Annotated in this window: 17 protein-coding genes; 11 read left to right on the plus strand and 6 right to left on the minus strand. The window is 36.1% G+C overall.

From position 1 onward, the window contains the following. Position 1 precedes the first annotated feature (1 nt). The 4 genes from QUD79_RS08205 to QUD79_RS08220 all read left to right on the plus strand — a co-directional run bounded on the left by QUD79_RS08205 (position 2) and on the right by QUD79_RS08220 (position 5,042). Complete coding sequence (locus QUD79_RS08205; RefSeq protein ID WP_184422918.1) at positions 2-1,495, plus strand: alanine/glycine:cation symporter family protein; 1,494 nt, start codon at positions 2-4, stop codon at positions 1,493-1,495. A gap of 139 nt (positions 1,496-1,634) precedes the next feature. After that, a complete protein-coding gene (locus QUD79_RS08210) occupies positions 1,635-1,964 on the plus strand; it encodes a hypothetical protein (RefSeq protein WP_184422920.1) in 330 nt (109 codons plus the stop codon). Position 1,965: 1 nt separating this feature from the next. Next, positions 1,966-2,244 carry a YeaC family protein gene (locus QUD79_RS08215; RefSeq protein ID WP_184422922.1) on the plus strand — a complete coding sequence of 93 codons (279 nt, stop codon included), beginning with the start codon at positions 1,966-1,968 and terminating at the stop codon, positions 2,242-2,244. Further along, the gene (locus QUD79_RS08220) at positions 2,241-5,042 is read left to right on the plus strand and encodes a DUF349 domain-containing protein (protein ID WP_184422924.1); all 2,802 of its coding nucleotides are present in this window, start codon (positions 2,241-2,243) and stop codon (positions 5,040-5,042) included. Before QUD79_RS08215 ends, QUD79_RS08220 begins: the two co-directional genes overlap by 4 nt. A gap of 53 nt (positions 5,043-5,095) precedes the next feature. Here QUD79_RS08220 and ansA read toward each other — a convergent pair whose 3' ends face one another. Both ansA and sppA read right to left on the minus strand, forming a co-directional pair. After that, on the minus strand, positions 5,096-6,103 hold the full coding sequence (gene ansA / locus QUD79_RS08225) for an asparaginase (RefSeq protein WP_184422926.1): 1,008 nt from the start codon (positions 6,101-6,103) through the stop codon (positions 5,096-5,098). Positions 6,104-6,110: 7 nt separating this feature from the next. Next, on the minus strand, positions 6,111-7,988 hold the full coding sequence (gene sppA / locus QUD79_RS08230) for a signal peptide peptidase SppA (protein ID WP_184422928.1): 1,878 nt from the start codon (positions 7,986-7,988) through the stop codon (positions 6,111-6,113). 229 nt (positions 7,989-8,217) lie between these two features. Between sppA and QUD79_RS08235 the strand changes: the two genes are divergently transcribed. Then, on the plus strand, positions 8,218-8,769 hold the full coding sequence (locus QUD79_RS08235) for an NAD(P)H nitroreductase (protein ID WP_184422930.1): 552 nt from the start codon (positions 8,218-8,220) through the stop codon (positions 8,767-8,769). A gap of 82 nt (positions 8,770-8,851) precedes the next feature. On the opposite strand, the gene asnS is transcribed toward QUD79_RS08235, so the two are convergent. Further along, positions 8,852-10,252 (minus strand): asparagine--tRNA ligase, encoded by a 1,401-nt coding sequence (asnS, locus tag QUD79_RS08240; protein WP_184422932.1) that lies wholly within the window; start codon positions 10,250-10,252, stop codon positions 8,852-8,854. Between the two features lie 153 nt (positions 10,253-10,405). Between asnS and QUD79_RS08245 the strand changes: the two genes are divergently transcribed. Together QUD79_RS08245 and QUD79_RS08250 are read left to right on the plus strand one after the other, a co-directional pair. Beyond that, on the plus strand, positions 10,406-10,777 hold the full coding sequence (locus tag QUD79_RS08245; protein ID WP_184422934.1) for a hypothetical protein: 372 nt from the start codon (positions 10,406-10,408) through the stop codon (positions 10,775-10,777). A 51-nt stretch (positions 10,778-10,828) separates the two neighbouring features. After that, positions 10,829-11,707, plus strand: a complete 879-nt coding sequence (locus QUD79_RS08250) for a tetratricopeptide repeat protein (protein ID WP_184422936.1) — start codon at positions 10,829-10,831, stop codon at positions 11,705-11,707. Positions 11,708-11,759: 52 nt separating this feature from the next. Here the strand turns inward: QUD79_RS08250 and bioA are convergent, their stop codons facing one another. Next, entirely contained in the window at positions 11,760-13,067 is a 1,308-nt protein-coding gene (bioA, locus tag QUD79_RS08255) for an adenosylmethionine--8-amino-7-oxononanoate transaminase (RefSeq protein WP_184422938.1), read from the minus strand. Between the two features lie 101 nt (positions 13,068-13,168). On the opposite strand from bioA, the gene bioB reads away from it, so the two are divergent. From bioB to bioD, 4 genes are read left to right on the plus strand one after another with little or no spacing between them, the layout of a single operon-like run. After that, positions 13,169-14,245, plus strand: coding sequence for a biotin synthase BioB (bioB, locus tag QUD79_RS08260; protein ID WP_184422940.1), 1,077 nt, complete (start codon positions 13,169-13,171; stop codon positions 14,243-14,245). Between the two features lie 7 nt (positions 14,246-14,252). Continuing rightward, the gene (locus tag QUD79_RS08265) at positions 14,253-15,392 is read left to right on the plus strand and encodes an aminotransferase class I/II-fold pyridoxal phosphate-dependent enzyme (RefSeq protein ID WP_184422942.1); all 1,140 of its coding nucleotides are present in this window, start codon (positions 14,253-14,255) and stop codon (positions 15,390-15,392) included. Next, on the plus strand, positions 15,392-16,177 hold the full coding sequence (bioC, locus tag QUD79_RS08270; protein ID WP_184422944.1) for a malonyl-ACP O-methyltransferase BioC: 786 nt from the start codon (positions 15,392-15,394) through the stop codon (positions 16,175-16,177). Before QUD79_RS08265 ends, bioC begins: the two co-directional genes overlap by 1 nt. Continuing rightward, positions 16,174-16,845, plus strand: coding sequence for a dethiobiotin synthase (gene bioD, locus QUD79_RS08275; RefSeq protein ID WP_184422946.1), 672 nt, complete (start codon positions 16,174-16,176; stop codon positions 16,843-16,845). Before bioC ends, bioD begins: the two co-directional genes overlap by 4 nt. A 62-nt stretch (positions 16,846-16,907) precedes the next feature. Here the strand turns inward: bioD and pepE are convergent, their stop codons facing one another. Both pepE and QUD79_RS08285 read right to left on the minus strand, forming a co-directional pair. Next, on the minus strand, positions 16,908-17,615 hold the full coding sequence (gene pepE, locus QUD79_RS08280) for a dipeptidase PepE (protein WP_184422948.1): 708 nt from the start codon (positions 17,613-17,615) through the stop codon (positions 16,908-16,910). A 15-nt stretch (positions 17,616-17,630) separates the two neighbouring features. After that, the gene (locus QUD79_RS08285; RefSeq protein ID WP_246454885.1) at positions 17,631-18,101 is read right to left on the minus strand and encodes a type II toxin-antitoxin system HicB family antitoxin; all 471 of its coding nucleotides are present in this window, start codon (positions 18,099-18,101) and stop codon (positions 17,631-17,633) included. Positions 18,102-18,560 lie beyond the last annotated feature (459 nt).

Consider the following 18,560-nt stretch of genomic DNA (forward strand, 5'->3'; position numbering starts at 1 on the left):
AGTGCAAGAGTTAGTAAATACACTCAATAATTTTATCTGGAGTCCAGCATTAATCTATTTATGTTTAGGTGCAGGTCTTTTCTTTTCAGTGATTACACGTTTTGTTCAAATACGTCACTTTCGTGAAATGTGGCGTCTGCTTTTATCAGGTAAAAGTTCCAAACAAGGGATTTCTTCATTCCAAGCACTAGCCGTTTCTCTATCAGGTCGTGTTGGTACTGGTAATATCGCAGGTGTTGCTGCTGCAATCGGCTTTGGCGGACCTGGCGCTGTATTTTGGATGTGGGTAGTTGCATTTTTTGGCGCAGCAACTGCATATATAGAGTCTACTAATGCGCAAATATATAAAGAAGAAAGTGATGGTGTATACCGAGGTGGTCCCGCTTACTATATAGAAAAAGCAATGGGACAAAAATGGTACGCTTGGATTTTCGCTATTGCAACAATTATTGCCTGTGGCGCTTTATTACCAACAGTACAATCAAATAGTATTGGTGAAGCGGTCGTTATGGTATTTGGTAGCGGCGACTACATTGATACTGCTTTTGGTGAATTAGCATTAACTAAAGTGTATACCGCTGTTTTTATTGTTTTAATTCTAGGTTTTATCATTTTTGGTGGTGTAAAGCGTATTGCTCATTTTACACAAGTAGTTGTACCATTTATGGCTTTAGCTTATATCATTATTGCATGTACAATTATTGCCCTGCATTTCGACCGATTACCTAGTGTAATTGCCTTAATATTTAGTGATGCGTTTTCACCTATGGCAGGTGTTGGTGCAGCAATTGGTTGGGGTGTTAAACGTGGTGTGTATTCTAATGAGGCTGGTCAAGGTACTGGTCCTCATGCCGCGGCTGCAGCTGAGGTTGAGCACCCGGCACAACAAGGTTTAGTGCAATCTTTTTCAGTTTACATTGATACCTTGTTCGTTTGTTCTGCTACTGCCTTTATGATTATTATCACACAGTCGTATAACGTACAGTTAGAAGGTCAGGCTAACTTTATTGTACAAAATATCGCTGGTGATATTGCAGCTAATAGTCCTGCATTTACACAAATTGCTGTAGAAAGTGTACTTGAAGGTTTTGGTAAGCCATTTATCGCATTAGCGTTATTTTTCTTTGCCTTTACTACTATTCTTGCATACTACTTTATTGCTGAAAACAATGTCGCTTATATAAGACGTACTGTAAAAATTCCAGGGCTAATTTTTGCGCTTAAAATGCTTATTATGGTTGCTGTTTTTTATGGCACGATAAAAGCTGCTGATGTTGCTTGGGGCATGGGTGATGTTGGTGTTGGTATAATGGCTTGGTTAAATATTATCGGCATTCTTATTATCTTCTTTATGTCGAAACCAGCAATTAAAGCATTAAGAGATTATGAACGTCAGCAAAAAGATAATGTTGAGGTTTATACATTTGATCCTAAGAAACTTGGCATTAAAAATGCGACTTTCTGGGAAAACCGAATTAATAAAAACGCACCTTAACAAGTTTTTCTATCAGAAGTTGAATCAATAAGGATATAACTTCTGTTTAGATCAATAGATGTTAAATAATTTATTAAAAAGCGCCCAATGTGGTGCTTTTTTTTGTAGAATAACCCCAAAATTTTTTAACGAGGTAATTATGGCTGTAATAAATTGTCCAAGTTGTAAAAAGAAAATATCTGATAAAGCAAAAACTTGTTCTCATTGCGCAATTGATCTTCAAAATTTAGATGAAGAAAAGCTGCAAACATTGTCGAAAGTAAATGTTATTAACAAGTCTCAACGATTAATGACACATTCATTTATTGCAATGTTGCTATTTTGTGGTGGCTTTTTGTTATTTTACTGGCAAGATGTGCAGCCTGGAACTGTAGAATATGCATTGTCAGTGGTTTGTGCACTGGTTGGCTTCGTTTGGTACATAGCCACACGTATTCGATTAATCTTATTAAAGCGTAGTAGTAAATAATATGGATCTCATCAACGTTGTTGAAAACATGTCTGAAGATATGTATTTGCGTTTAAAGCATGCTGCTGAAACGGGTAAATGGCCAGAAGGAAATGAAGTAGGCAAAGAGCAACAAGAAAATGCATTACAGTTAATTATGGCTTATCAAGCTAAGCATTTAAATTCAGATGAAATATTAACTGTAGGTTCAAATGGTGAAATTGTTACGAAAACTAAGCGAGAGCTTAAAGCTAGTTTTGCTAAACAAAATGAAGCAATCGCAAGGTTCACAGATTTATGATTTTTTCTAAATTATTCAAAGAAAAATGGCAGAGCAAAAATGCTAAAGTAAGGCTCCAAGCTTTAACCGAACTTAATGTATCGGAGCCTTCAGACAAACATATTTTGGTTGGATTAATTGAATCAGATCCAAGTAAAGATGTTCGTCTAAGTGCGTTGGCAAAAGTTAATCAGTTTTCAACATGGTTAGATGCTAGCAATAATAATGATAACCAGAATGTTAAGGCACTTGCTCAGCAAAAAGTAGAAGACATTGTGCTTGGTCTCGATGCCATAACACTTGATAACAAAGAAAAATTTGCATTTTTAGAACAACAACCTAACCAACAGTTACTTGAAAAATGGCTTTTCCAAGAGACTAATTCTAATTTGCAAATTACGCTTTATGAATTGCTTAATAAACCGCAACTCGCGGTAAAGCTATTTAATAAAAGTGATAATAGTAAATTACAAACCTATATTGTAGAACACGTTGATGATATTGCTTTATTAGAAAAATTAGCTAAGAAAACAGAGCTTAATGAAGTTACCTCTGCTATAAACGATAAAATAGCGGCATTAGTTGAAGCTAAAGAAAAGCCGATTAAATTAGCTAAGCAAGCGCAACTGATATTAGCTAAATATTTAGCGCTTAAAGATATTCCTATCTATCAGGATATGATAGTTAAAAAAGATGGAATAATTGGTCAATGGAATGAATTAAAAGCAGATTTTAGTCTTCTCTCTGAAGAGGAGGTCACTAGCTTTAATCTTAAGTGGCAGACTATTGAAGCACAATTATCAAAAATCTTTGCAATTAAAGCCGAAGATTACAAGCAACAACAAATTGAATTAAAGTTAGCTCAGGAAAAGTTAGCACAATCAAAAGCTTTTCATGACAATGTTACCCAACTGAACCAAAAAATCACCACTGCAATATACGAAAATACTGAAATTGATAAGGCACAAGTTGAGCAGTTAATTGATCAACAACTTAATGCATTATCAACATCGATCTTAGATGACTCTGCAAAAGCACGGTTGAGCGCATTATTTAAACAAGAACAAACTAAGCTCCTACAATTAGATTTAATTGCGGAGTCAATTACTAGTGCTACACATTTAATTTCTCAGTTATCGCAAGTGGCTATACCTCAATCAGTTGAACAATATACTGACAAACTTAATTTCTACAAAAACTGGCAAAAACAATGGCGTAAAGTTAATAAAGACTCTTGTTATTTATTACCTAAGAGTATTACAGACTCGTACCAGGAATTAACAACACAGTGGAATGAAGCTAACTCTCCGTTTGAACGAGCGCTTTTACTTCAATTTAAACATGTAAAAAATAAATTTGCTGATGTAAAACGGTTAATCAACAGTGGTAAATTTAATGCGTCGTTTGGTGTATTCAAAAAAGCTGAAAAGTCATATTTACAATTAACTGAGCAACAACAGCAGCACTTAGCGAAAGACTACTTAGCTTGCCAAGATAAAATTAATGATCTGAGCGACTGGGAAAGCTATGTAGCTACACCAAAGAAACTAGCACTGTTGAAAGAAGCACAAGCAATAGCTGAAACACCTTTAGCTAGCCCTTTGGAGCAAGCTGATAAAGTTAAAAGTTTTCGTAAATTATGGAATTCTTTTGGTCATGCACAAGCTGATCTTAATGATGAGCTTAATACTGCGTTTAATCTTGCATGTGAACAAGCATTTGCACCTTGTCGTTTGTTTTATAGCGAGCAAGAGAAGCTGAGAGAGCAACACCGATCAGATCGCGAACAACTCATTACTCAAAGCAAAGCTTTAGCAATGAGAGTGACAGAACAAGGCGATATTAATTGGAAACAATTGGACAGTGACTTAAATAAGTTATTACAAAAATGGCGCAATGCAGGAGAAGTTGATAAACAACAATATCATCGCTTAAATAAAGAGTTTACGCTTGCAATTAAACCAGTTAAACATTCGATAAACGAGTTTCATCAAACTAATGCACAAAAGAAGCGAGCATTGATTGGTGAAGCAGAATCTTTATTAAAGCTAGATGATAAAGAGCAAGCATCTCATGCTATTAAACAATTACAGAAACAATGGCGAGATATTGGCTACAGTGGACCGAAAGAAGAAAATAAACTGTGGAAAGCATTCAGAGTGTTTAATGATCAAATATTTGCTATGCGTAGTCAGCAGCAGGAAATTACAATTGAAAGTAATAAACTAAAACTGAATGAATTATCAATACAGCTTACTCATTTAGACGCTCAGGCTGAAGGTCAAAACTCTTTAGTGCAAATAAAGTCGTTTATTGAAGAGATTGATCTATTAAAAGAACAGCTAACAGTATTAAAGCCACAAAGTAATGATATGTTAGCTCAGGTAGCTGCTATTACTACTAAATTAAATAATCAAAAAAGTGCGCTAGTTAAACATAAAAAAGAAGCTACCTGGCATACACTATTTGCAATTATTAATAATGCAATAGAAAATGAAGTAGATTATGACGCTGATGATCAGTTTATTAAGCTAGACACAAAATGGAAAAAACAACTTAAAGCGATACCAAAAACCGAAGCAGATTCAGATCGCCGCAAAGAAATGACTGTTGCGCTAGAGCTAATTGCAGGGGTTAAACCCCCGGAATCTGATCACGCACTAACGATGAAAGTACAAGTAGAATTAATGCAGCAACAACTTACTAATAAACAAGTTGTTTCATTAGAAGGTATATTCAGCGAGTGGTTAATGCTAGGAAAACTAACTCATGAAGACTTGCCACTAATTTCACGAATTCGACCTTTGTTTTTGATATAAGGTTAATAAATGGCTTTTAGCTTTTAGTTAAAAGCCATTTGTTGTTACCTCGTTTAATCGGTAATTTCGCCGCGCAAATTAGTACCCATTTGTAGTTTTATTTGTGCGATTGATAAGTCGCTACTGAGTAAAAAGTGTAACTTTGTTAAAGCCGCTTCTAACGTCATATCTCCACCACTTATTACACCACACTGGCTTAATGCCGAACCTGTAGCATAGCCACCCATATTAACGGTACCTCTAATACATTGGCTACAATTAACAATAATAATACCATTGTCAATTGCCGCTTTTAAGCAAGACAATAACGCCTTACTTTGAGGCGCGTTGCCAACACCATAACTTTTTATAATTAACGCTTTAACTGGTTGTTTAATAATATTTTCAATTAATTCAGCACTTATACCAGGGTAAAGATGAACAACACCAACAGGTTGTGGTGTCATTTGATGTAAGCGGGGACGCTTACTTATTCCATCACTTAATTTACCGGCAATTACGCGAATATTTATACCTGCCTCTAGTAACGCAGGCATATTTGGTGAATCAAAAGCATCAAAGCCATCAGCATAAGCCTTAATGCTTCGGTTGCCTCTAAATAATTTATTGTTAAAAAACAAGCCAACTTCGTTAATAGGGTAGTTAGCTGCTATATATAAAGCATTTAATAAATTCTCCTGCCCATCGGAGCGTAATTGGCTAAACGGGATCTGCGACCCTGTTACAATTATCGGCTTTGATAGGTTTTCAAACATAAATGACAGAGCAGAGCTAGTATAGGCCATGGTATCTGTGCCATGTAAAACTACAAACCCGTCATAATCATCATAATGTTTGTCAATATCATTAGCGATTAACTGCCAGTCATTAGGTGTCATATCAGAAGAATCAATTAATGGTGAATACTCATTAATTGTAAATTCTGGCATTTCTGAGCGATGAAAGTCGGGTACTTTCATAATTGATTCAGTTAAATGGCCCTTTATTGGAACGAACCCCTCTTTACTGGCCTTCATTCCAATGGTTCCGCCGGTATATGCTATATATATTCTTTTTTTCATTATATTCTTATATCTCACAGGTCAAACAAAGTGAGTATATTCCTTGTGGATCATTCAATTGCTCAACAGCGCTAAATTCAGCAGCAAGCTTGTTAAGTAACTTTTTAATAGGTCCCGTTGAGTAGGGCGAAGTGCCTGTTTCTTCGGGCAAATAGACTAGTGCTTGTCCAACAAGACTTTCTAAAAATTGGTCTCTTGGCGATAATTCTTTTTCTACAATTAGCGTATCGAAACTATCTAATTTAGCGAGTTCAGCAGCAATGTTAATGGCGTCATTCATATCGCCAAGATCATCAATTAACCCTAACTCTTTTGCCTTTGAACCTGTCCATACTCTGCCTTGGGCAATAGTATCTACTTCTTCTAATGTTAGGTTACGATTATTGGCAACTAATGTAATAAAGTCTTTATAGCCACGCTCAATACCCATTTGAAATATTTCATGCATTTGTGGGGTAATTTCTCGCGTTAAACCAACACCGGCAAACTCTGTAGTAGCTACACCATCAGTGTGAATACCTAATTTACTGAGTGTATTTTCAAAGGTCATAAAAAAACCAAAGATGCCAATAGAGCCTGTTATAGTAGTTGGGGCTGCAATTATTTTATCAGCAGGAGCTGAGATCCAATACCCACCAGAAGCAGCGTAAGTCCCCATAGAAGCCACCACAGGCTTACCACTTTTTTTCAGTAATTCAATTTCTTGCCTAATTATATCAGAGGCATACGCGCTACCACCAGGGCTATCAACTCTTAAAACAACCGCTTTTACTTGTTTGTTTTCACGCGCCTTTTTAAGTAATGCCGCTGTGCTGTCGCCACCAATTGTACCTGGTTTTTGTTTACCATCTAAAATGGTCCCTTTAGCAACAACTATTGCCACTTTGGCTGTTGTAGGATTAACAATTGGGAAAATAGGTTTTATTGTTTTTAAGTAGTCTTCGAAACCAATATGTTGATATTTTTCGGTACCGACTAACGCGGTTAAATCTGACAACTCTTGTTCGCGAGTTTTTAGGTGATCAACCCATTGGTTATTCAAGGCGTAATCAGCAATTTTACCGTCTACAGCACGTAATTTAGTAATAATATCTGACAGGCTTTCATCGAAATTATTAACTGAAAAACCGCGCTGTTTTGCTACATTGTTTTTGTAATGAACCCATAATTCATCTAACCATGCTTTATTAGCTTCTTTTGCGGCGTCTGACATATCATCACGCATATAAGGTTCTACAGCTGATTTATAAGTACCTACTCTAAAAATGTGTTGGCTAATCTCTAACTTGTCTAATGCAGACTTAAAGTAAAGTTGATAGCGACCATAGCCGTCTAGTAATAAGTAACCATTGGGGTTCAACCAAACTTCATCAGCAAAACTTGCTAAATAATATTGGTTTTGATCGTATTGATCGCCAGTAGCAATTATTTTCTTGCCTGATGCTTTAAAATCAATAAGTTGCTTAGCTATCACATCTAGCTTCGTTAATCCTGAACCAGTCATTCGTTCTAGCTTTAAAACTAATACTTTAACCCGATCATCATTTTTAGCATGTTTGATCACATCAACAATATCATTGAGTAATACTTCTTGGTTTTGTGGCGTTTGATTAAATGCTTCATTAACAAAGCTATCAAGCGGGTCAACTAATTGCTTTTGTTCAACTACATCGCCTCTTATATTTAATACAAGTGCAGTTTCGTTTGGTACGATAATTTTGTCGTTGTCTGAAGTTAAAGCCAAAATAAAAACGAGTAATATGGTAAAAAAAACTAAGTTTACTATCGTTTTACGTAACGTATTTAATAGGCTAAAAATTGATGAGAATAACCTACCTATACGGCTAGGTTTTTTACTTGTATTTGTACTCGTTTGTTCATTCATATTTACGTGCTTTTCTTTGTAAGTCGATTTATTAGCTATGCTACTGAAAATTTGTCGTGCTGAGTAGTTTCTTTTGTAAATAAATCTTAAACATGTATTTACTCGGCAGGTATTTCGATCACAATGCATAATTTAACGCAGAACCAAGGTGACTACTAATTTGCTTTATATTCTATATAATTAGCAATATAAACTTAGGTCGCTTATACATATTTTAAAGGAAATTATTTTGAACGATAGTTTATCATTGCTATTAACTCGCCAGTCTACGGCAAAACTCTGTCCGCCAGCACCAATTAGTAACGAAATAGACAAGATTATTGCCGCAGGTATGAGAGCACCTGATCATGGGTGTTTAACGCCATGGCATTTTACGGTTGTACAAAACGAAGGGTTAGATACATTAAGTGATATTTTTGTAAAGGCTATCTCAACAACAGAGACAGACCAAGCAAAATTGGATAAGGCCGCTAAAATGCCGTTTAGAGCGCCGCTAATAATAGTTGTTAGCACTGATTATAAGTCTCACGACAAAGTGCCTGAAAAAGAGCAGTTTTTAGCTGCTGGTTGTGCATGTCATGCAATGCAAATGGCTTGTGTTGCATTAGGATATGGTGCTATTTGGCGTTCAGGTGCTATAAGTTACAATGAAGACGTTAAGACAGCACTTAATGTGTCACCAGAAAACGATATTGTTGGGTTTCTCTATATAGGCAGTATGCCAAAAGATTATTTAGTAAAAGGTACAAAATCGACCGAAGGCATAGTGAGCTATCTATAGTAATCATATTACAGTTAAGATTACACATAAAAAAGCCCGCTCATAATCAATTTTTTAGCGGGCTTTTAAACGATATCGCGATTTAGAACGATGCGTTATTTGGTGTTCTAGGGAATGGGATCACATCTCTAACATTTGATACGCCCGTTGCGTATGCAACTAAACGTTCAAAGCCTAAACCAAAACCTGAATGAGGCACAGTACCGTACTTACGCAGGTCTCTGTACCAACTGTAATCATCTTTGTCTAAATTCATTTCAGCTAAACGTTGATCTAATACATCTAATCGTTCTTCACGTTGACTACCACCAATAATTTCACCAATGCCTGGTGCTAAAATATCCATTGCAGCAACTGTTTTACCGTCATCATTTAAACGCATGTAAAATGATTTAATATCTTTCGGATAATTTTTTAACACAACAGGGCCATTAAAGTGTTCTTCAGCTAGAAAACGCTCGTGCTCTGAGTTTAAATCTACACCCCAAGATACTGGGTTTTCGAATGTTTTACCGCAGTTTTCTAAAATAGTAATAGCATCTGTGTAGTCAAGTCTAACAAAATCAGAATTAACAACCGAATTTAAACGATCAATAACTGTTTTATCTACACGTTGTTGGAAAAAAGCGAGGTCGTCAGCACGTTCTTCCAGTACCGCTTTAAATACATATTTAAGCATTTCTTCAGCAAGATCTGCGGCATCAGAAAGATCAGCAAAGGCGATTTCAGGCTCTACCATCCAAAACTCGGCTAAATGACGGCTTGTATTTGAATTCTCAGCTCTAAAAGTAGGCCCGAAAGTGTACACCTTTGATAAAGCACAGCAGTAAGTTTCAACGTTAAGCTGTCCAGATACGGTTAAAAATGTTTCTTTACCAAAGAAGTCTTGGTTAAAGTCAACTTCACCTTTATCGGTACGAGGTAAGTTTTCTAAATCAAGTGTACTAACACGGAACATTTCACCAGCACCTTCACAATCGCTGCCAGTGATAAGGGGTGTGCTGATCCACAAATAGCCCTTTTCGTGAAGAAAACGATGTATCGCTTGTGCAAGAGAGTTACGAACGCGAGTAACAGCACCACCTAAATTGGTACGAGCACGTAAATGGGCATGTTCACGCAAAAACTCAATACTATGGCGTTTAGCTGCCATTGGGTAAGTATCAGGATCTTCAACAAAGCCAAGAACCTCTACTTTAGTTGCTTGGATCTCAAATGCTTGACCTTGCCCCGGAGACTCTACTAATGTGCCAGTAACAACAACAGCCGCACCCGTTGTGACTTTGAGTATATCTGATTGATAATTGTCTAATTCACTTGGCACTATAGCCTGTATAGCATCAAAGCATGAGCCATCATGAATGGCTAAAAATGAAATACCTGCTTTTGAGTCACGACGAGTTCTTACCCATCCGTGAACAGTAATTTCTTGATCAACTGGGTGTTTACCCGTTAATACATCAGTAATTGCTATAACTGACATTTATCAACCTCTTTATTTGTTAAATGTTCTTCTATATTTTGGGGATGATATGTTACCTTGCTTATTGTGTTTAACAAGTAAAAATTGACGATAATAGGCCGTAAAAGTTAAAAAACTTGCTATAAATAAAATTTATTAAAGGTTGCTAGTAAAATGCAAGATAAAGAGCGCCGTAAACAAATGGATATTTGGACCCTGATCCTTAAAGGTTCAGCTATTATTAGTTGGTTATTATTCACCTTTGCTTTGGTCATGTCTTACTATGCTGCTCCCGATAACCAATATGGTGTACTTCGGTATCATGGCATTGAGGTAAGAAAATTTTGGTTAACGCCTTTAACAGGGTATCTCTATATTTTATTATGGCTAAGTGCTTTGATAAGTTATGTGAGCATTATATTAAACCGATTTCGTTCTCGTAGAAAAACAGATCACAAATACTTTAATTCGTTACTACTTTTTATCGTATCTGTTGCGTGGATCGTATATATATTGGTGCAAATTGTTACAAAGGGATCGGGTTAGTTATTATATTTATCATTGTAGTGAATAGAAAAAGTATAAGGATGAACTTTTATGACATTTAATGAAGCACTTAATATTAAGTCTTTTAAAGTACCAAAAATAAAACCAAGTTATATACAAAGCATTGTTGCTATTGTATTGCTACTGATACTGCTACTAATAGTTTTATACCAATATAAAACAACTAAAGCCGAGCAAAATCAAAGCTTAGCAGTTATTTCAAATCCCAAAATAAATGACATCTACTTTGTAGATTATCGGTTACTCAGTGATAAGTTAAGACCAACAGAAAAATATCGTATCGCAAAGGTTGTTGATATAACCGGTGATATAGTAACGCTAGTCTATAGCGCACTCTTGTACCAACGCCAAAATGCCGCTATTAACAGCATTTCTTATGGGCAACTAAGATATAGCGATTCCTTTGAAACTAAGCGGTATAATTTACCTCTAAGTGAAATTAAAAATATGTATTACAACAACGTAATATATTTAGCAAAACGACCAGTTAGAAAAAAGTTATTTGGGAATTTAGTTGGACCAGAAAAGCCTAGGGCTGTTAGTAGTCATTTAATTTATGGGAAAAAAGAAAATATTACTGGTGAGTCTTATTTAAATGAACGCTTTAGTGAAACTAATTTAGCATCTGCTTTTGAATACTTTCAACAATCCGCAGAGCTAGGTTATGCACAAGGGCAAGTTAACCTAGCCGAAATGTATATTAATGGTCGCTATGTAGAAATAGATTTCAAAAAAGCACTCTTTTGGCTTGAACAAGCATCATTACAAAGCTATAAACCTGCAATTTTAAAATACGGCATAATTTGCAAACAAGTGAGTACTTGTAATCTAGCTGATTTTTACCATGGGCTAACAAACTTTGGTGTTAATATCAAAGTGAGAAAATTAGACTTTACCCTTGATAAATAAAGGATAAGGATAAAGCTAAGTTCTGCATTAAGTATTAGGTCAAGGTTAATACTTACTTGCCCTTATCAAAGCAATTGTCTTCATCAAGAACAATAGATATGGCTTTAGCAAGTTGTGCAAGTTCATTAGCTTTAATAATTAGCGGTGGCATTATATAAATAAGCCGACCAAAAGGGCGGATCCATACACCTAATTCAACGAAACGTTTTTGTATCGTCGCCACATTAACATTTTGTTTAACTTCTACTACACCAATGGTACCTAATACGCGTGTAGCTTCTACTCTTGAGTGGTTTGCCAGTGGTAGTATCAGTTTAGTTAAGTGTTGCTCTATTTGCGTTACAGTTGTCTGCCAATCACTTGATATTAAGAGATCAATGCTAGCATTTGCTACAGCACAGGCTAATGGGTTTCCCATATAAGTTGGGCCATGCATAAAACATCCTGCTTCCCCGTCACTGATCGTATTAGCAATGTGCTCAGTAGTTAATGTAGCGGCCAAGGTAAGGTAACCACCAGTTAAAGTTTTTCCTAAACACATAATATCGGGTGATATATCAGCCCAGTTACTTGCAAACAATTTACCGGTACGGCCTAATCCGGTCGCTATTTCATCGCAAATTAATAAAATATCGTATTGATCACACAACTGCCGGCAGGCTTTTAAATATTCAGGGTGATAAAAATTCATACCACCAGTACCTTGAACAATGGGCTCTATAATAAACGCTGCAACTTCTGTGTGATGTTGTTCAAATAATAAAGACAGCTCATCAATGCAGCTTTCATCCCAATCATTATTAAAGTCGCACTGAGGTTGTGGAGCAAAAATGTTTTTCATCAATACTTTATCAAATATTTGATGCATTCCGGTTACAGGGTCACATACTGACATTGCCGCAAATGTATCACCATGATAGCCATTTTTAACGGTCATTAAACGATTTTTAGTATTAACCCCTTTACTTTGCCAATACTGAAACGCCATTTTTAATGCAACTTCTACGGCAACTGATCCCGAATCACTTAAAAAAACTTTAGTTAGTATTTTAGGCGATATATCAACAAGTTTACGGCATAAGTCGATAGCGGGTTGGTGTGTTAATCCACCAAACATTACATGAGAAAATTGCTTGCTTTGAGCTATTAGTGCTTGGTTTAACTTAGGGTGGTTATAGCCATGAAGCACCGACCACCATGAAGACATACCATCTATTAAATGCTCGCCACTTGAAAGTTCAATGGTAACGCCACTGGCAGATTTAACATGATAAGAAGGTAACGGTTTACTCATTGATGTATAAGGGTGCCAAATATGTTGGCGATCAAAGGCTAAATCATCTGTATGTTTATTGGTCATTAGTAAACTTAGTTTGAGAGTGGTTGTTGACATATTCGTTGTGATGCATAGACTACCGCTAAAAGTTTACTTATTCAATTCCATTATTCTAGGTCGTTAACATGTCTTTAAATGCCAACAATTCAAAAAATGTTCAATTTCAAGTTCGCCATAACTGGACACAGCAAGAAGTCAACGCACTATTTGACTTACCATTTAATGATTTAATGTTTAAAGCACAAGTAGCGCATCGTGAAAACTTTAACCCTAATGAAGTTCAAGTAAGCACATTGCTTTCAATAAAAACAGGTGCTTGCCCAGAAGACTGTAAATATTGCTCTCAAAGCGCCCGATATAAAACGGACATTGATAAAGAGCGCTTAATGGAGGTTGAAAAAGTCCTTGAAGCGGCACAAAAAGCTAAAGAACAGGGCTCTACACGTTTTTGTATGGGCGCTGGTTGGAGAAACCCTAAAGCTCGCGACATGCCTTATGTGGTAGAAATGGTAAAAGGGGTAAAGTCTTTAGGACTAGAAACGTGCATGACATTAGGCATGCTTGATAAAGACCAAGCGAACGAACTACAAGATGCAGGCTTAGATTATTATAACCATAATTTAGACACATCACCTGAGCATTACAACCAAATTATTACAACGCGGACCTTCCAAGACAGGCTTGACACATTAGCAAACGTGCGAAATTCAGGAATGAAAGTATGCTCAGGCGGTATTGTAGGTTTAGGGGAAAAAGCCGAAGATAGATCGTCGTTGCTTGCTCAACTTGCTAACTTATCACCACAACCAGAAAGTGTACCAATTAACATGCTTGTTAAAATTGATGGCACGCCATTAGCTAATGTAGATGACTTAGATTCTTTCGACTTTATCCGCTGTATTGCTGTTGCGCGTATTATGATGCCAAAAAGTCATGTAAGACTTTCAGCTGGCAGGGAAGCAATGAACGAACAAATGCAAGCAATGTGCTTTCTTGCGGGAGCTAACTCTATCTTTTTTGGCTGCAAGTTATTAACCGCGGCTAATCCTGAAACTAATGCTGATGTAATGTTATTTAAAAAACTTGGTATAAATACCGAAACCATTAAACACGATATTGATGACGAGCAAGTGCAAGAAAAATTAACTCATCAGGTGATCAATAACCAACATAGCGATTTATTTTATAACGCTGCGCAGTAATGGCTTGATGAGCTTTAAATTTCTAAAAGAACAAGTGAGACAGCAACAACATTTGTCGTTGTTTCGTGAGCGTTCTTTAATTACCGCTCAAACAGGCACAGAGATTATTGTCGATGGGGAGAAATATCTAAACTTTTCATCTAACGATTACCTTGGTTTGAACCAACACAAAGACATTAATAAAGCCTTAATCGAAGGTGTTGATCGCTTTGGGTTATGCGCTAGTGCGTCAAGTCTAGTCACTGGCTTTAATTATGCTCATCAAGCATTAGAAGAAAAAATATGTCAGTGGTTAAACAAACCTAGATGCTTGTTATATGCCAGTGGTTTTGCCGCCAACACTGGTGTTATTCAAGCATTAGCTCAAAATAACGTTAAATTTATTTTAGATAAGCTCAGTCATGCTTCATTAATTGACGCTGTTATTAATGATAAACAATCTTTTAAACGTTTTGCACATAATAATTATGAACAGTTAGCTAGAATAATGGCAACGCAAAATGATCATAATCAACTTATTATCAGTGAAGGCGTATTTAGTATGGATGGAGACAGTGCTGACATTGTACAATTAAATACATTAGCACAAAGGTATAATGCTAAAACTTATATTGATGATGCCCATTCAATTGGTGTAGTAGGCGATAAAGGTCAAGGCAGTAGCTATTATTGTGAAAGTGACTTAACCATGGCAACTTTTGGTAAAGCCATTGCTACTAATGGTGCTTTTGTCACCTGTGATGAAGATATGTATCAATTTTTAGTAAATTTTTCTCGTCATTACATATATTCTACAGCAATGTCTCCAGCAGTTGCTTGGGCAACAATTAAGAGTGTTGAATTGATTCAAAAAGAAACTTGGCGAAGAGAAAAAATAAATCAGTTAAGCCAATTATTTATTAAAATGCTCAACGATAATATAACACTTGTACCAACATCGTCTTCAATTCATGCAATTGTTATTGGTGATGCAGAACAAACATTGATGGCAGCACAAAAACTAAAAAGAAAGGGGATTTGGTTAACACCAATACGTCCGCCTACAGTACCAACAAACAGTTCTCGGTTACGTGTTACTATTTGTGCTCACCATAATGAGCAAGATATCAAATACTTAGCTCAAAGTATTAATGAGGTTGTAATTTAATGCCCGATGTAAAAAACCGAATAAAAATAGCGCGTTCATTCGGTGATGCTAGCAAGTCTTATGATATTTCTGCGAGGCTACAACGCTTCACTGGCAAACATTTACTACCTTGGTTACCAGAAAAGCAAAATATCACTGTGTTAGATTTAGGGTGTGGAACAGGATATTTTTCTGATTTGTTAGCAACTCGGTATGAGCGTGTTGTAGGCACCGATATCTCATTTAAAATGCTAAAGTATGCAAAAGAAAGTAGAAAATATAATATACGCTGGGCTCAAGGTGACGCTTTCAAACTTCCATACCAAACCGGGAGTATAGATGTTGTTTATTCCAATTTAATGATCCAATGGTGCGAGCCTATTGATAAAGCGTTGCAAGAAGTAATGCGTATTTTAAAGCCTGGTGGGTTATTTGTTGTATCAACGCTAATTGACGGGACTTTACAAGAATTAAAAGCATCATGGGCCCAAGTTGATAACGACAAACACGTTATTGATTTTCATACAGAAGATGAACTTAACCAACTATTTAATATAGGGGCAGCAAATAAAGTAAAACATCTAAGTAAAGATATTGTTTTAGAGTATGAAAGTGTTAAACACTTAGCTATCGAATTAAAAGGGCTTGGTGCTAATCAAGTCCCTAAAAAATTAAGTAAAGGACTCGCTGGTAAAGAAAAGTGGAAGAAAATGATCGAAAGTTATCAGAATTTTCAAGAGCCTAGCGGTATTTATCCTGCAACGTATAGTGTTTATTCAGCTTTAATTATTAAGACATCATCATGAAAAACTACTTTATTACTGCAACAGACACAGATGCAGGTAAAACTCACTTTGCCAGAGCGTTCATCCGTGCATTAGTATTATCTAACCAAAAAGTAGCGGCGTATAAACCTATATCTGCAGGTTGTTATTGGCAAGGTAAACAATTGATCAATGAAGATGCTCGTCTTTTACTAGCTGAAGTAAATTGTGATCAAACCATTAATCAGGTAAATCCAATTGCCTTTGAAGCACCTATAGCACCTCATATTGCAGCACAAAATAAACATATTAAGTTATCTGTAGCAGATTGTGTGATCGGGTATCAACTAGTTGAGCAGTCAGGGGCAGACATCATTGTTACGGAAGGTGCAGGAGGTTGGCGTTTACCTTTGGGTAACAACCAATTTTTATCTTCATTTGCCATAAAAACTAATCAAGATGTTATTTTAGTCATCAATATGAAGTTAGGTTGTTTAAACCATGCTTTGCTAACCTATGAAGCCATTAAAAATGACCAACTTAATTGTGTAGGTTGGGTTGCTAACTGTCAGCAGCCAATGTCATATTTAACCGATAATATCAATGAGTTGATGGCATTACTTCCGGCTCCCTTACTCGCTACTTTTGTAGAAAATGAGAGCATTGAATCAGCAGCAAAGAAAATAAACCTTTCTCTGCTGCCGCAATAAAGCTGATACCAATTTGTTTCAGAAAGTAGTCACTTCTTTATACGAAATGGTATTACTGTATATTAATTAAAAGTTAACGTATCGCCAGCCTTAAACGTTAACTTTTTGCCTGCTTTAAATATATACCCATCATTTTCACCAATTAATGTGACTTTATCATCCACACACTTAAGTGCTGTGCCTTCCACAATACCAATGATAGTTGTTGTTGGAGATACCACCATAAACTCTTTTAAACGCTGCTCTCTAGTTTCACCGTTGAACCCTGGCGGATTAAAGTCAGTGTAATGAGGGTTTAATTGAAAATTAACTAAGCTCAGTGCGTTAAAACTTTTCGGCTCTACAATTGGCATATCATTTGTTGTTTTGATTGATAATCCTGCAACGTTTGACCCTGCACTCCAACCAATATAAGGGGTACCTTGACCAATTTTAGTGCTAATGGCTGTGAGTAAATCATTGTCATAAAGTAATTCTAACAATCTGAAAGTATTTCCTCCGCCAATCACAATAGCTTCAGCAGACATTATCGCTTCAACGGGATCAGTATATTGATGAATACTCGTCACATTAATTTCTATTGACGATAGGGCATTAGTCACCATCTCAGTATATTGGTCATTCGATACTGTGACGCCCGCGTAGGGTATAAATAAAATCGCTCTTACATCTCCCAAATGAGATTTGATCATAGTTAATGCATGGGTTAAATAATCAGTATTTCCAACACGAGAGCTACTTAGCAATAATAAATTTTTCGTTGATGACATTTTAAAACCTCTGTTCTAGTTTGTTCTATTTTTATTTAGCAATTCAATACAAGCTGTTGCAATAAAGCCTGAGCGGGTTTTATAGTCTGCACTTTTACTTACCCGATCATCAATTCGATTAATTAACAGCTCAGGTAAAGTAACATTAATCTTATGACTTTTTCCCAAGTAGGGAACAATATCAAAATCTATTACCGCCCAGATAACATTGGGTTGATTTGCCATTAACGAATCAATTGAAGAAGCATGCGGAATATTTTCACCATACTCAGCCAAAATACTTAAATGGTTGGCAATCACCTCAGTAATACCGTCCATCACTACTTCAATTGAATGACCTTTTAACTTACAGCCAGGTAAGTCGGGCACAGTTAGTTCAAAGTTATCATCACTGATTAACTTAATTATTTTCACAGGGTACTTCATAAAACCTCCAATTATCAGCCCTTGTAAGTATAACTCTAACAACCCTGCGTACGCAATCATATAATAACCCTGACAACCCTTTCATTAGATATTGCGGTAACTCCAGTAACTCTAGGTTTGGGGTTGATGGCAACCCTAATAACTCTGATTTGATGAGTGTGTAATTGGTCACTATTTAAATTAATCACTATAAACAGTAAAGAGAAATTAAATTAGTTAATAAATTTATAAATAAATAATGTCTTTAGGCGCAAGGTGTGTATTACAACTGAGTAGTTGAATTAAGGGTTGTTAGGGTTGTTTATAAGGGGAAAGGTAGTAGGAATTTATATAACAGGCTTTTAGAACAGAGGTTGTCTTTTAACAGAATAAGCGGTTATTGTTGCGGTTATAGGTATTTACTCTTGCATTATCTTACTATCAGGATCTTTGGTGGCAAGGCACAACTTACAAAACATGGAAAGGACCTAGAATCTAAAACTTTATTTAGGATGGGTCATAAGTTATAAATAAAAAAAC

The organism is Thalassotalea piscium (assembly GCF_030295935.1).
GTDB classification, from domain to species: Bacteria; Pseudomonadota; Gammaproteobacteria; order Enterobacterales; family Alteromonadaceae; genus Thalassotalea_B; species Thalassotalea_B piscium.